Annotated in this window: 16 protein-coding genes; 10 read left to right on the top strand and 6 right to left on the bottom strand. The window is 64.3% G+C overall.

Translation table 11 applies throughout. The features are described from left to right. The first annotated feature begins 118 nt into the window (after nucleotides 1–118). A complete protein-coding gene (gltX, locus tag SOQ14_RS06255; protein ID WP_322897199.1) occupies nucleotides 119–1483 on the top strand; it encodes a glutamate--tRNA ligase in 1365 nt (454 codons plus the stop codon). Here gltX and pyk read toward each other — a convergent pair. After that, a complete protein-coding gene (gene pyk, locus SOQ14_RS06250; protein WP_322897198.1) occupies nucleotides 1480–2964 on the bottom strand; it encodes a pyruvate kinase in 1485 nt (494 codons plus the stop codon). The genes gltX and pyk overlap by 4 nt on opposite strands. 81 nt (nucleotides 2965–3045) lie before the next feature. Between pyk and SOQ14_RS06245 the strand changes: the two genes are divergently transcribed. The 3 genes from SOQ14_RS06245 to SOQ14_RS06235 all read left to right on the top strand — a co-directional run bounded on the left by SOQ14_RS06245 (nucleotide 3046) and on the right by SOQ14_RS06235 (nucleotide 4105). After that, the gene (locus SOQ14_RS06245) at nucleotides 3046–3357 is read left to right on the top strand and encodes a DUF1244 domain-containing protein (RefSeq protein WP_322897197.1); all 312 of its coding nucleotides are present in this window, start codon (nucleotides 3046–3048) and stop codon (nucleotides 3355–3357) included. A gap of 80 nt (nucleotides 3358–3437) precedes the next feature. Further along, a complete protein-coding gene (locus SOQ14_RS06240) occupies nucleotides 3438–3683 on the top strand; it encodes a DUF2312 domain-containing protein (protein WP_322897196.1) in 246 nt (81 codons plus the stop codon). Between the two features lie 74 nt (nucleotides 3684–3757). Continuing rightward, complete coding sequence (locus SOQ14_RS06235) at nucleotides 3758–4105, top strand: heavy metal-binding domain-containing protein (protein WP_322897195.1); 348 nt, start codon at nucleotides 3758–3760, stop codon at nucleotides 4103–4105. Here SOQ14_RS06235 and SOQ14_RS06230 read toward each other — a convergent pair. Beyond that, on the bottom strand, nucleotides 4102–4863 hold the full coding sequence (locus SOQ14_RS06230; RefSeq protein ID WP_322897194.1) for a CPBP family glutamic-type intramembrane protease: 762 nt from the start codon (nucleotides 4861–4863) through the stop codon (nucleotides 4102–4104). The genes SOQ14_RS06235 and SOQ14_RS06230 overlap by 4 nt on opposite strands. Nucleotides 4864–4913: 50 nt before the next feature. On the opposite strand from SOQ14_RS06230, the gene SOQ14_RS06225 reads away from it, so the two are divergent. Continuing rightward, nucleotides 4914–5657: a YebC/PmpR family DNA-binding transcriptional regulator gene (locus SOQ14_RS06225; protein WP_322897193.1), complete on the top strand. Its 744-nt coding sequence runs from the start codon at nucleotides 4914–4916 to the stop codon at nucleotides 5655–5657. A 145-nt stretch (nucleotides 5658–5802) separates the two neighbouring features. Continuing rightward, nucleotides 5803–6276, top strand: coding sequence for a crossover junction endodeoxyribonuclease RuvC (gene ruvC / locus SOQ14_RS06220; RefSeq protein ID WP_322897192.1), 474 nt, complete (start codon nucleotides 5803–5805; stop codon nucleotides 6274–6276). A gap of 51 nt (nucleotides 6277–6327) precedes the next feature. Here ruvC and SOQ14_RS06215 read toward each other — a convergent pair whose 3' ends face one another. From SOQ14_RS06215 to SOQ14_RS06205, 3 genes are all read right to left on the bottom strand, one after another. Continuing rightward, nucleotides 6328–7257 carry a hypothetical protein gene (locus SOQ14_RS06215; protein ID WP_322897191.1) on the bottom strand — a complete coding sequence of 310 codons (930 nt, stop codon included), beginning with the start codon at nucleotides 7255–7257 and terminating at the stop codon, nucleotides 6328–6330. A gap of 338 nt (nucleotides 7258–7595) precedes the next feature. Continuing rightward, nucleotides 7596–8045: a hypothetical protein gene (locus SOQ14_RS06210; RefSeq protein ID WP_322897190.1), complete on the bottom strand. Its 450-nt coding sequence runs from the start codon at nucleotides 8043–8045 to the stop codon at nucleotides 7596–7598. A gap of 31 nt (nucleotides 8046–8076) precedes the next feature. Then, the gene (locus tag SOQ14_RS06205) at nucleotides 8077–8256 is read right to left on the bottom strand and encodes a hypothetical protein (protein ID WP_322897189.1); all 180 of its coding nucleotides are present in this window, start codon (nucleotides 8254–8256) and stop codon (nucleotides 8077–8079) included. 172 nt (nucleotides 8257–8428) lie between these two features. Here SOQ14_RS06205 and SOQ14_RS06200 point away from each other — a divergent pair, with 172 nt between their 5' ends. Continuing rightward, complete coding sequence (locus tag SOQ14_RS06200; RefSeq protein ID WP_322897188.1) at nucleotides 8429–8782, top strand: arsenate reductase; 354 nt, start codon at nucleotides 8429–8431, stop codon at nucleotides 8780–8782. After that, nucleotides 8761–9798: a glycerophosphodiester phosphodiesterase family protein gene (locus SOQ14_RS06195; protein ID WP_322897187.1), complete on the top strand. Its 1038-nt coding sequence runs from the start codon at nucleotides 8761–8763 to the stop codon at nucleotides 9796–9798. The genes SOQ14_RS06200 and SOQ14_RS06195 overlap by 22 nt, the downstream gene beginning before the upstream one ends. 103 nt (nucleotides 9799–9901) lie before the next feature. Here the strand turns inward: SOQ14_RS06195 and ubiG are convergent, their stop codons facing one another. Next, nucleotides 9902–10639: a bifunctional 2-polyprenyl-6-hydroxyphenol methylase/3-demethylubiquinol 3-O-methyltransferase UbiG gene (ubiG, locus tag SOQ14_RS06190; RefSeq protein ID WP_322897186.1), complete on the bottom strand. Its 738-nt coding sequence runs from the start codon at nucleotides 10637–10639 to the stop codon at nucleotides 9902–9904. Between the two features lie 52 nt (nucleotides 10640–10691). On the opposite strand from ubiG, the gene SOQ14_RS06185 reads away from it, so the two are divergent. Beyond that, nucleotides 10692–11978, top strand: coding sequence for an aspartate kinase (locus SOQ14_RS06185; RefSeq protein WP_322897185.1), 1287 nt, complete (start codon nucleotides 10692–10694; stop codon nucleotides 11976–11978). 132 nt (nucleotides 11979–12110) lie between these two features. Further along, entirely contained in the window at nucleotides 12111–12776 is a 666-nt protein-coding gene (locus SOQ14_RS06180) for a helix-turn-helix domain-containing protein (RefSeq protein WP_322897184.1), read from the top strand. The last annotated feature ends 8 nt before the right edge of the window (nucleotides 12777–12784 follow it).

Raw genomic sequence — 12784 nt, 5'->3', positions numbered from 1 at the left:
GCCTGATCCGCGCTGATCGCGCCCCGCGCCTGTGGGAGGCGGCGCTTGCGCTCGCCGCGGCGGAACTGCGGGCGCGCTAATCCTTGCGAGACTCCCCGCAGCGCTCTACCGAGCGCGCATGATCACCACCCGTTTTGCCCCTTCGCCGACCGGCCGGCTCCATGTTGGTAATATCCGCACCGCGCTGCATAACTGGATGCTGGCGCGGCAAGCGGGCGGCACCTTCATCCTGCGGATCGACGACACCGACGCCGAGCGCAGCCGCGAGGAATATGTCGACGGGATCAAGGCCGACCTGACCTGGCTGGGCCTGAATTGGGACCGCGAGGAGCGCCAGTCGGCGCGGCTCGATCGCTACGAAGCCGCGTTCGAGGCCCTGCGCGCAGCGGGGCGCATTTACCCGGCCTATGAAACCGCGCAGGAGCTCGACGTGAAGCGCAAGATCGCGCTCGGCCGGGGCTTGCCCCCGATCTATGATCGCGCCGCGCTCGCGCTGACGGATGAAGAGCGCGCGGCCAAGGAAGCGGCAGGGGAACGCCCGCACTGGCGCTTCAAGCTTGATCATGACGAGCCGATCACATGGGATGATGGCATCCGCGGCGCGCAGAAGTTTGCCGCCAGCCAGCTGTCCGATCCGGTGATCCGCCGCGCTGACGGTTCGTGGCTCTACATGATGCCAAGCGCGGTCGATGATATCGATATGGGCGTCACGCACGTCCTGCGCGGCGAGGACCATGTCTCGAACACGGCGGTGCAAATTCAGATCTTTACCGCACTTTTTGCTGCGGGCTTTGCTGCAAATGAGGGTGCAGCAAAAACGCTTCCCGCTTTCGCGCATGAAGCCCTGCTGGTGGGCAAGGAAGGCAAGCTGTCCAAGCGTTTGGGCTCGCTTGGTTGCGATGCCTTCCGCGAACAGGGGATCGAGCCCGAAGCCATCATCGCGTTGCTCGCCCGGCTGGGCACCTCGCAGCCGATCGAGCCGATTGCCGATCGTGCGGTGCTGACGGCGAGTTTTGATCTGTCGACCTTCGGCCGCGCCCCGGCGAAGTTTGACGAAGCGGATCTCGAACGGCTCAACGCCGCGATTGTCCACCAATTGCCTTATGACGCGGTCAAGGATCGCCTGCCTGCGGGCATGGATGCGGCGGGCTGGCATGCGGTGCAGCCCAACCTTGCCCATGTGGCCGAGGCCGCGGAATGGTGGCGGTTGGTCACCGGGCCGATCGAGGGGCGCGATTTCACGGCAGAAGACCGCGCCTTTCTCGCGCAGGCGGCAGATACGCTTGCATGGGGCGAAGATCCGTGGGGCGCACTCACCGCCGCCCTCAAGGACGCGACCGGGCGTAAGGGCAAGACGCTGTTTCTGCCCTTGCGCCAAGCGCTGACCGGTATGGACCATGGCCCCGACATGGGCGAATTGCTGCCGCTCATCGGCGAGGCCGAGGCCCGCGCCCGGTTGCGCGCGGCTGCCGCTGCTGCCTAGCTACGGTGCTTTTCCAGCTCGTCACCCGCGATGGTGACGATGTGCAGCAGGTTGGTGCTGCCCGGCGTGCCAAACGGCACCCCGGCAAGCACAATCACCTTGCTGCCCGCGCTGCCGAAGCCGTGCCGCAGCGCCATGCGCTTGCCCTTGCCGATCATCTCTTCGAAACTGTCGATGTCGCGGGTTGTCACCGCATGGGCGCCCCACAAGAGCCCGACCTTGCGCGCGGTCTTCACCGACGGGGTGAGCACCAGCATCGGCGTGGCGGGCCGTTCGCGCGCCACCCGCCGCACCGTCGATCCGCTGGTGGTGAACACCGTGATCGCGCTGATCGGCAGCGTATCGGCAATCGTCATGCAGGCATGGCTGAGTGCGTCCGACGTGGTCGCATCGGGCGGGGTGTCGAGAAAGCGAACCCGGCCTTTATATTCGGGATCATTTTCGACCTGCGTGGCGATCGCATCCATCATCGCCACGGATTCCTCGGGCCATGCCCCCGCCGCGCTTTCCGCCGAAAGCATCACCGCGTCCGCGCCGTCATAGACCGCGTTGGCCACGTCCGACACTTCGGCGCGGGTAGGCGAGGGGCTTTCGATCATCGATTCGAGCATCTGGGTCGCGACGATCACTGGCTTGCCCGCGCGGCGCGCCGCGTTGACGATCCGCTTTTGCAGCGGCGGGACTTCGTAGGGTTCAAGCTCCACCCCCAGATCGCCGCGTGCCACCATGATGCCATCGGCCATCTCGATGATTTCATCGAGCCGCTTCACCGCCATCGGCTTTTCGATCTTGGCGCACAGCGCCGGGCCAAGCGCCGCGTTGCGCGCCGCGATCAGCTTGCGCGCTTCGGCGAGGTCATCGGGGCGCTGCACGAAGCTGAGCGCGATCCAGTCCGCACCATGTTCCACCGCAAAGGCGAGATCGCGGCGGTCTTTCTCGGTCAAGGCCGGGATCGGCACTTCGGCATCGGGCACATTCACGCCCTTGCGATCCGAGATCACCCCGCCGACTTCGGCGCTGCACAGGATGCGCGTGTCATCGGCTTCGAGCACCTTGAGGCGGATCTTGCCATCATTGATCAGCAGCCGCTGACCGCGTTCGAGAATGCCGAACAATTCGGGGTGCGGCAGATGCACGCGGGTGTCATCACCGGGCGCAGGGTCGCGATCGAGCGTGAAGTGGCCCGAATGGCGGATCACCGCCTGCCCGTTGGCAAAGGTGCCCACGCGCAGCTTGGGCCCTTGCAGATCGGCGAGGATGGTGATCGGGCGCCCGACCTGCTTTTCGAGCGCGCGGATCGCCTGGATCGCGGCGGCGTGATCGTCGTGCGCGCCGTGGCTCATATTGACGCGGAAGGCGTCGGCCCCGGCACGCAGCAGGCGTTCGAGCATCTGCGGTGAACGGCTCGCCGGGCCGATGGTCGCGAGAATCTTGACCTTGCGGCCACGCGGATCAATGCGGGTATGGTCGCGTCTTGCCATAAGTGAGGCTGTTCCTTTGGTTGGGCTGGGCTATGGCACAGACGTGTTGCAACTCAAGGGCCAGCGGAAAGGAATGCCGGGATGAATAGCAATACAGACGCGCTCGACACGCTTGATGATGCGGTCGCCGCGGCGGCGTTTCGCCGCCTGGTGCGCCACCTGCGCCACCGCCACGATGCCCAGAATATTGAGCTGATGGGCCTTGCCGGGTTCTGTCGCAATTGCCTTGCCGACTGGATCATCGAGGGCGGCTTTGCTGGTGACAAGGCTGCCGCGCGCGAAGTGATCCACGGCATGCCCGCGGATGCATGGAAGGCGCGCTTCCAGTCCCCCGCCACGCCCGAACAGCTGGCGGCGATGGAAGCCAGCATCGCCAAAAACGCACAGGATTAATTTGCGCCAGCGGTTCATTCGGTCAGGATCGGGGGCTATCGGGACAGGCAACTGATTCTGTATCTGATGGAGATTCCCCGATGTCTGACAACGCCAACGCCGCCGATGATCGCCTGCGCCTGCTGATCGAGCGGATCGAACGGCTCGAGGAAGAGAAGAAGGGCATCGCTGATGATATCCGCGATGTTTATGCCGAGGCGAAGGCGGTGGGTTACGACCCCAAGATCATGCGCCAGATCGTGCGTCTGCGCAAAATGAAGCCCGATGATCGCAGCGAGCAGGACATGCTGCTCGAAACCTACAAGGCCGCGCTTGGCATGGTGTAAGCGCTTCACAAATGGCGTCTTTGCAGGGCCATGGGGCTGTGTTAATATTCTAACACAGCAAGAGGAGGGCACCCATGGCATCGCCTTGGAAAGACGCACGCGGAATTATCGTTTCGACCACGCCGACGCTCGAAGGGCGTCCGATTCAGGAATATTGCGGCATTGTCACCGGTGAGGTGATTGTCGGGGCCAACCTGTTCCGCGATCTGTTTGCCGGGATCCGCGACATTGTCGGCGGGCGGGCGGGTTCCTACGAACAGGTGCTCTCGCGCGCCCGCACCGAAGCGATTCAGGAATTACAGGCCGAAGCGGCCGCGATGGGTGCCAATGCGGTGGTCGCGGTTGATCTCGATTACGAGGTGATCGGCGCCAACGGCTCGATGCTGATGGTCTCGGCCAGCGGCACGGCTGTCAGGATCTAGACCCAGGCCTCCAGCGCCAGCATCACCGCATTATAGGCGGCGTGGTGCAGCATCGCGGCGCGCAGGCCCAGCCGCGTGCGGACGTAGCACAGGATCACCCCGCCGATCAGTTGCGGGGTGACAACCAGCACGCCGAGCGGGTGGGCCAGCGGTGCGTAGGCGCCAAGGTGGATCGCGGCAAAGATCAGGCTGCCGCCCCACACCAGCAGCGCGAAATGGCGGGTGAACCACTGCGGCACCGCGGTGTCGCGCGCGCGGGTGTGGAGCCATTGCGCCAAGCCTGTCAGCGCGATCAGCACCGCCAGCAGCAGCGTCAATTTCTGCCCTTGTTCAGGCAGAGCAAGGCCGGCCAGCAGGCACGCCGTCGCGGCAAAGCCGAAAGCGGCAAAGCGCAAGGCTGCGATGCGCCCGTTCATCCAGCCGCGGTGGAGCGCTTCTTCCAGAACGGGGGCGAAGATCACGGCGGACAAGGCCATCGTGCCGGGCGTGCGGGTCTCGGGCAAGGGAGGCGGCAGCAGGCCCATTGCCTTGTCCAACGCCTCAAGCAGCCCGATCGCCGCCCCGTTCATCGCCAGATTGAGCGCCAGCATCACGACAAGCGCTGCAAGCAGCGCGGCATCCCACGGGTGGCGTGCGGCATAGGGCGTCGGCCGCAGCGCAAAGCGCATCGCATCGGCGATCCGCGCCGCCGCGGTCAGCGCGGGGAGGGCAACCAGCGCGTCGCGCGAAAACAGTGCCCTTGCGCCAGCGTCAACCATCGGAGTAAGGCCTGCGCCTGTTTTCCAACCCCAGCAGTGAAGCAATTCCCATGGCAGGCCATTCCAAATTCAAGAACATCATGCACCGCAAGGGTGCGCAGGACAAGAAACGCTCGGCAATGTTCTCCAAGCTGAGCCGCGAGATCACCGTGGCGGCCAAGATGGGCCTGCCCGATCCCGACATGAACCCGCGCCTGCGCCTCGCGGTCAACGCCGCCAAGGCGCAGTCCATGCCCAAGGACAATATCCAGCGCGCCATCGACAAGGCCGGGATGGCCGGGGGCGAGGATTATGCCGAAGTGCGCTACGAAGGTTACGGCCCGGGCGGGGTGGCGCTGATCGTCGAGGCGCTGACCGACAACCGCAACCGCACCGCCACCAATGTGCGCACCGCGTTCAGCAAGAACGGTGGCAATCTCGGCAGCGAAGGTTCGGTGTCGCATGGCTTCGAACGGCGCGGGCTGATCGAATATCCGGCCGGCGCGGGCGATGAGGAAACCATGCTCGAAGCCGCGATCGAAGCGGGCGCGGATGATGTCGAATCCTCCGAGGACGGGCACACCGTGTGGACGGCGGCGGATGCGCTGCATGGCGTGGCGGGCGCGCTCGAAAAGGTGCTTGGCCCGGCGGATAATGTGAAGCTGGCGTGGAAGCCCTCGCTCACCGTCGCGGTCGATGAAGCCACCGCGGGCACGCTGATGAAGCTGCTCGACACGCTCGACGATGATGATGACGTCCAGACCGTGTGGGGCAATTACGATATCCCGGACGATGTGATGGAGAAGCTCTCCTGATCCTCCCCGGCACGGGGAGGGGGACCATGCGCAGCATGGTGGAGGGGCGGGGGCTGCTTGCCGTCTCTGCGCCGGTGTCCGAGAAGCCGTGCGGGCCCCTCCACCACCTTTCGGGTGGTCCCCCTCCCCCCCGGGGGGAGGACTGATGATCATCCTCGGGCTTGATCCCTCGCTGTCCTGCACCGGCTGGGGGCTGATCCGCATCGAAGGCGCGCGGATCAGCCACATCGCCAATGGCGAGATCAAGACCGATCCCAAGGCGGCGATGACGGCGCGGCTCGACCATCTCCACGCCGCGGTCGCGGCGGTGATCGGGCAATATGCGCCCGACCGCGCGGCGTGCGAGGAGGTGTTCCTCAACACCAACCCGCAATCGACTCTCAAGCTGGCGCAGGCGCGCGGCGCGGTGCTGGCGGCCTGCGGGCGGCACAATCTGGCGGTTGCCGAACACGCCGCGCGGCTGGTGAAGAAATCGGTGGTGGGCACGGGCCGCGCGGAAAAGCCGCAGGTCGCTGCGATGGTCAAGGTACTGCTGCCCGGCGTTGTCATCACCGGCGCGGATGCGGCCGATGCGCTGGCGGTGGCGATTGCCGATGCGCACCTGTCGCCGCGGGCGTGATCCAGCCTGCCTGCTGTCACACCACAGCCTCCGGGCGCAGGTGCCGGCGCCCTAGCAGCTGAGCCGGATTTCCTGTGCGGCCTTGCGATATTCCAGGATGCCGCATTGCTGCAGGAAAGGGCGCCCGATCGTGAGCGAGTAGATCGGCCGTTGCCCCTTCTTGTCAGGACCGGTGACGATGATCTCTGACCGATCCGCATCGGCATCAGGATCGGGCGGTTCCGGGAGCTTATCGCCCGAGCCTGCTCCATCCAGCCGATCGCGCACACGCACGGCAATGGCATCGAATCGGAACGGCCCGATCACCAGTGGGCGGCCAAGCCGAACCAGCCGCACCGGCCTTCGGATCCCGAAGACGATGGGCTCGTCCCAGACTTCGTCCGTGGGGACGCCCGCATAGGCTTTGGCAATGTCTGCCCCGGCTGCAGCCGAGGCAATGGGATAGCGGCCCGTGGCCTCCACCGCGAAGACAACGCGCATCTTGCCGCCATCATGGGCAAAGCCGGTCCCCACTTCGCTGTTGATCACGCCGAGCATGGGGAAGCTGTGGACGGTGGTCTTCGCGCCGCCCAGCCGGATCGCGACATGATCGGCCGGGATCGCCAAGGGCCCGATCGTGCCATCACCCGTCACCCCCGTTGCGCCTTCAAGCCAGACCACGCGCGTTCGGTAGGGGATGCCTTCGAGAATGACCCTTGTCGCGCGGCTCCGTCCGCTCAGGACTTTGGTCTGCCCTATCGACAAACGCCAGTTCCCGAACATGGGCACCGGCTTGATCGCGAGGCGAGCCGTCGCCTCGGGATAAAGCGTCAGATTGTTGATGCTTCCGGTGTGCAGCGACACGGCCAGCATCGTGCCATCAATCTCGATGTCCAAGGGCTCGTCCGGATCGACGACGAGAGGCGCATCTTGCGCGGCAGCAGGGCGTGCGCTGAAAGCCAGTGCGGCCAGAATGGCCCAGCAGGCCGGTGTTCTGGCCATTGCTGCAAACATGCTCCCGAACCTCCGATGATCTGCTGTTTCCTGTCCCGTTTCCCGGCTCAAGTGCCGTGCACCGCGACAAGACCGGGCCAGCTCGCCCCCACCATGCCCGCAGATATGCCGCATGGGCATTCCCGCTCCAGCACCCCTGTAATGGGATAATTTATCAGGAATATCAATGCTTCGTATCGACCTCTACGGCATCCCCAATTGCGTGAAACCTGTCAGGCTTTCCGCACAAAAATTGATTGGATGACCGCTTCTGGGATGGCCAGCGCGAATTGCGAATGACGGGAAGTGGGTGGATTCCTGCCATGAGGCTTATCATACGGCCGAGGTCATTGACCTTCTTGAGCTCGCTCACGCAGACGTTTTGCCGCGCCCTTTCGCACATCTTCAAGCTCTATGGTCGGCGGCGTCCCGAAGGTGATCTTTGTGATCGTTCCACCTTCAACCCAGAAGCCCGCGCTCCGCTCCTCCCACTTTGCCTGTCCGTCGACTTCGATGAAGCGCAGACACGACCAGCTTACAGCAATGGGCAGTGGTTTACTGGCGCTGGGCACCGCCGTTATCTCTTTGATTGGGCATTCAGAAGCATACGATCGAAGATCGGCCATCGTGACCAGGTTCGGGTTATCGCGGTTCAAAATCATAACTGAAGGGCTGACCGCGCTTTGCTCCCCTGCCAAAAACTCGGCGACGATGGCGACCTGTTGAGTATGGTCGGTGCCCTCGGCCGGATCGCCTCCCAACACGCGCGTTGCCTGCGCTATCATCAACAGTATCATTTGTTGGTCTCCCAGGCTAAGTCCCTAGAATTTAGCGCGAAATATCAGCCTTTGGCTGATCGAACGACGTATAGACAGTCAGAAGAATCGCTAGTGAAAACGCCATCCCGATCTCTCGAGTCAACGAGGCGGTTCCTGCCCATTCGAGCGCCATAAGCGTGGCTGTCGAACCGAGCATCGCATTTCTCAACGCAATCATGATCTTCGACATTACAAACCTCTTGATCTCGCATTGCGATAGCCTCGAACCATGTGATTTCTATGTCAACAATGGGGTCGGTTGTTGAATGGCAGCTTTTTTCAAAACGATGGCAAAGCCGCCGTGATTTTGTGACATAGGCAGTCTGGCGTCGAGTCCGGCCAGCAGACTATCAGGAATATCAATGTCTCATATCGACCTCTACGGCATCCCCAATTGCGACACGGTGAAGAAGGCGCGTGTCTGGCTTGAGCGTCACGGGCTCGCCTACACCTTCCATGATTACAAAAAGGAAGGCGCCGACCCCGCCAAGCTCGCCAGTTGGATCGCGGCGGCGGGGCTTGATCAGATCGTCAACCGCAAGGGCACGACCTTTTGCAAGCTCTCCGAGGCGGAACAGGCCGCGGCCGCGGATAGTCACACGGCTGTCGCTTTGCTCGTCCAGCACACCTCGGTAATCAAACGGCCGATTGCCGAACATGCCGGCGGGCTGCTGGTGGGCTTCAAGGAGGATGAATGGCGCGTCTTGCTCGATTGATGGCGGCAGCGGCCCTGGGGCTGGCAGCTCCGGTGCTGGCGGCGGCGGGGGAGAGCGATCTGCTCGTCATCGCGCATCGCGGGGCGAGTGCGGATCGTCCCGAGCATACGCTTGCCGCCTACGAGCTGGCGATTGATCGCGGCGCCGATTACATCGAACCCGATCTTGTCGCGACCAAGGATCTCGTGCTGGTCGCCCGCCACGAGAACGAGCTTTCAGGCACCACCGATGTTGCCAGCCGCCCCGAGTTCGAGGACCGCCGCCGCGAAAAGACCATTGATGGTCAGCGCGTGGCGGGCTGGTTTGCGGAGGATTTCACGCTCGCCGAATTGCGCACGCTGCGCGCCAAGGAGCGCATCCCTTCGCTGCGGCCGGCGAACATCCGTTATGACGGGCTCTATCCCGTGCCGACCTTTGCCGAGATCGTGCAACTGGTGCGCGCCAAGGAAGCGGAAACCGGGCGGCGGATCGGGCTTTATCCCGAACTCAAGCACCCGACCTTCATGCTCCAGACCGAACGGATTGATCTGGTCGATCTGCTGCTGCGCGATCTCAAGGCGCTGGGCCTGACCGCGGCTGATCCGCTGTTCATCCAGAGCTTTGAAATCGCTCCGCTGCGCCGCTTGAAGCAGCGCGGCGATTTCCGGCTGGTGCAGCTGCTGGCCCCGATCAGCGGCCCGGCGGATGAGCCGGCGCAGCGCTATGCCGAGATGATCACGCCGGCCGGCCTTGCCGAGATTGCGCAATATGCCGATGCGATCGGCGCGCATATCGCGCTGGTGCTAGGGCCCGATGGCACGCCGACGCCGCTGGTTGCCGATGCCAAGGCGGCAGGCCTTGCGGTGCATGCGTGGACGGTGCGGCCGGAGAACGAATTTCTCCCCGTGAGCTTGCGCAGCGGCGCTGATCCCAAGGGGCGGGGCTGCGGCGATGTGCGGCTTGCCGGGATGCTCAGGGCGGCAGGCGTTGCAGGCGTGTTCAGCGACGGGGCGCTGAAAGGGCGGGTTTGCCCTTAACTCCGTTCGTGCTGAGCTTGTCGAAGCACGGCCTTTTTCTTCGAACGTCGTGTCAAAGAAAGTGCGGCCCTTCGACAAGCTCAGGGCGAACGGAAGTGGTGAATCAGGCGCGCTTGGCCGAAAGAATATAATTCAGCGCCATATCGTCTGACAGGTGCAGGCCCTTGCCGGGGCGCCAGGCGATACCGCGCGTTTCCGTCACCGTCAGGCCCACCTCGCCCAGCAAGGCGGTGAGTTCGTCAGGAGTGATGAAATCCTCCCAGTGGTGCGTGCCCTTGGGCACATAGCCAACTGCCTCCGCCGCGCCGACGAGCAGCACCCGCGAAGCCGCCGTGCGGTTGGGGGTGGACATGACGAGCAATCCGTCAGGGGCCAGCCGCGCCGCGACGTCGCGAAGGAAGGCCGGCTTGTCGGCGACATGTTCGATCACCTCGACACAGGTGACGCAATCGAAGGTGCCGATATCCAGTCCGCCGACCTCGCCCGCCATGTAGCGGATATCGAGCCCCATCGCCTCGGCATGGGCGCTGGCCGCCGCGATGTTATCGGCAGCAGCATCCACCCCGGTCACCTCGGCGCCAAGCCGCGCCAGCGGCTCGCACAGCAGGCCTGCGCCGCACCCGATATCGAGCGCGGCCTTGCCCGCCAGCGGCTTGGCCGCGCGCGCGGCATCGGGCCAATGCGCATCAATGGCATCACGGACAAAGCCCAGCCGCACCGGGTTCACCTGATGCAAGGACGCCATCGGGCCTTTGGGATTCCACCAGTCCCGTGCGAGGCCCGAAAAGAACGCCGCTTCTTCCGGGCGAATGGTTACATTTGTTCCGTTTGCCTTATCCATTCCCCGACACTAACAGCGCGCACGACAACTCACCAGCGGGAGCAGGCACACCGTGGCCCGAATAGTGATGAAATTTGGCGGCACCTCGATGGCCGGAACCGAGCGCATCCGCCGCGTTGCCAATATCGTGCGCGCGCAGGCTGCGCCCAAGCCCGATGGCACGCGCGATCAGGTCGTCGTCGTGGTCAGCGCGATGGCGGGCGAGACCGATCGCCTCGTTAATTTCTGCCGCGAGGCGAACCCGATGTTCGATCCGGCGGAATATGATGTGGTGGTGGCGAGCGGCGAACAGGTGACAAGCGGCTTGCTGGCGCTCACCCTGCAAGCGCTGGGCTGCAAGGCGCGCAGCTGGCTCGGCTGGCAATTGCCGATCCGCACCATCGAAGCCCACGCCAAGGCGCGGATTGATTCGATCGATGCGCCTGCCATGCTCGCGGCGCTCGAAGCGGGCGAGATCGCGGTCGTGCCCGGCTTTCAGGGCGTGTCCGAAGAGGGCCGGGTCACCACGCTGGGGCGCGGCGGTTCGGACACCTCCGCCGTGGCCGTGGCCGCCGCCGTGAAGGCGGATCGCTGCGATATCTACACCGATGTCGACGGCGTCTACACCACCGATCCGCGCATCGTCGCCAAGGCGAAGAAGCAGAAGGCGGTGACCTATGAGGAAATGCTCGAACTCGCATCGGTCGGCGCCAAGGTGCTCCAGACCCGCAGCGTCGGCCTTGCCATGAAGGAAGGCGTGCGGGTGCAGGTGCTGTCGAGCTTTATCGGCGAAGGCGCGCCGCCTGCCGATGATCTGCCCGGCACCCTGATCGTGTCGGACGAGGAAATGGATGAATTGGTGGAGAAGGGCCTGATGGAACGCCAGCTTGTAACCGGTATCGCGCATGACAAGAACGAAGCCAAGGTCATCCTCACTCGTGTGCCTGACCGGCCCGGCGCGGTGGCCAATATCTTCGAACCGCTTGCCGCGGCCAGCATCAATGTCGACATGATCATCCAGAACGTCGGCCGCGACAAGGGCGAGACCGATGTGACCTTCACCGTGCCGCAGTCCGATCTCGCGCGGGCGCAGGCCTTGCTGGAGGATCGTCGCAGCGCGATCGGGTTCAACCGCATCATCACCGATAACAAGATCGCCAAGATCAGCGTGGTCGGCGTCGGCATGAAGAGCCATGCGGGCGTGGCCAGCACGATGTTTCGCGCGTTGAGCGACCGGGGCATCAACATTCAGGCGATCAGCACCTCCGAAATCAAGGTCAGCGTGATGATCGACGAGGACGAAACCGAGCTTGCCGTGCGGGTGCTGCACACCGCCTATGGCCTCGACGCCAAGGACTGAACGCCGCCCCTGCGCGCGCGGCTAACCGGTTATCAGCTTTTAGGCACTCAGCGGCGCCGTTAACCATGTTTGCACGGTACCAGTTAACCTTTTGCCCTGAGACTCGCTGCTCTTCCCGAGGAGTGGCACGACATGGCGATAAAGGCACGATTGCAGAGCGGTGAGGGGCAGCGCGCCAATCCGCGGCGTTCGTTGCGGCTCGACACCAGCGGGCGGCTCGATGACGGGGCTGAAACCAATGTCACGGTGCATAACCTGTCAGCCGCAGGCCTCTTGCTGGAAACCAGCCTCACACTCAGCCTAGGCGAAAACCTCACGATTGATCTGCCCGAAGCCGGTGCGGTGGATGCCGTGATCGTGTGGCGCAGCGAGCGGCTCTATGGCTGCGCTTTTGCGACGGCCCTGAGCAGCGCGGCGCTCGCCGCCGTGCAGTTGCGCGCGCTGCCGCCAGCCGAACCGGCGGTGCAACCGACGCCCCCGGTGCGCGAACCTTTCGGGCCGGGAATCGGCGCCAAACTCAATCGCTTGCGACGGGAGCGCGGGCTGACGCTGGCCGATGTCGCCAGCGCGCTCGGGGTCAGCAAGCCGACGGTATGGGCGTGGGAAAAGGGCAAGGCGCGTCCCTTGCCTGATCGTATCGCCGCGATTGCCGCCGCGCTCGATGTCAGCCCCGATGAACTTCAGGAAGCGACCGTCGCGGATGCGGAATCGCAGGCCGTGATCGAGGAATGCCGCCTGCGGATCGCGGGTGCCTTCAACCTGTCGCCCACCGCCGTGCGGATCATGCTCGAACTGTAAACCCGCCC

The organism is Erythrobacter epiphyticus, from assembly GCF_034653295.1.
In the GTDB taxonomy this organism is placed as follows: domain Bacteria; phylum Pseudomonadota; class Alphaproteobacteria; order Sphingomonadales; family Sphingomonadaceae; genus Erythrobacter.
Note: the sequence above shows the minus strand (reverse complement) of the source record. Positions and strands in the feature narration are given on the sequence as shown.

Bases quoted from the DNA above. Each gene is read 5' to 3' on its own strand.
- gltX (WP_322897199.1), top strand. From the start codon at position 119: ATGATCACCACCCGTTTTGCCCCTTCGCCGACCGGCCGGCTCCATGTT.
- pyk (WP_322897198.1), bottom strand. From the start codon at position 2,964: ATGGCAAGACGCGACCATACCCGCATTGATCCGCGTGGCCGCAAGGTC.
- SOQ14_RS06245 (WP_322897197.1), top strand. From the start codon at position 3,046: ATGAATAGCAATACAGACGCGCTCGACACGCTTGATGATGCGGTCGCC.
- SOQ14_RS06240 (WP_322897196.1), top strand. From the start codon at position 3,438: ATGTCTGACAACGCCAACGCCGCCGATGATCGCCTGCGCCTGCTGATC.
- SOQ14_RS06235 (WP_322897195.1), top strand. From the start codon at position 3,758: ATGGCATCGCCTTGGAAAGACGCACGCGGAATTATCGTTTCGACCACG.
- SOQ14_RS06230 (WP_322897194.1), bottom strand. From the start codon at position 4,863: ATGGTTGACGCTGGCGCAAGGGCACTGTTTTCGCGCGACGCGCTGGTT.
- SOQ14_RS06225 (WP_322897193.1), top strand. From the start codon at position 4,914: ATGGCAGGCCATTCCAAATTCAAGAACATCATGCACCGCAAGGGTGCG.
- ruvC (WP_322897192.1), top strand. From the start codon at position 5,803: ATGATCATCCTCGGGCTTGATCCCTCGCTGTCCTGCACCGGCTGGGGG.
- SOQ14_RS06215 (WP_322897191.1), bottom strand. From the start codon at position 7,257: ATGGCCAGAACACCGGCCTGCTGGGCCATTCTGGCCGCACTGGCTTTC.
- SOQ14_RS06210 (WP_322897190.1), bottom strand. From the start codon at position 8,045: ATGATACTGTTGATGATAGCGCAGGCAACGCGCGTGTTGGGAGGCGAT.
- SOQ14_RS06205 (WP_322897189.1), bottom strand. From the start codon at position 8,256: ATGTCGAAGATCATGATTGCGTTGAGAAATGCGATGCTCGGTTCGACA.
- SOQ14_RS06200 (WP_322897188.1), top strand. From the start codon at position 8,429: ATGTCTCATATCGACCTCTACGGCATCCCCAATTGCGACACGGTGAAG.
- SOQ14_RS06195 (WP_322897187.1), top strand. From the start codon at position 8,761: ATGGCGCGTCTTGCTCGATTGATGGCGGCAGCGGCCCTGGGGCTGGCA.
- ubiG (WP_322897186.1), bottom strand. From the start codon at position 10,639: ATGGATAAGGCAAACGGAACAAATGTAACCATTCGCCCGGAAGAAGCG.
- SOQ14_RS06180 (WP_322897184.1), top strand. From the start codon at position 12,111: ATGGCGATAAAGGCACGATTGCAGAGCGGTGAGGGGCAGCGCGCCAAT.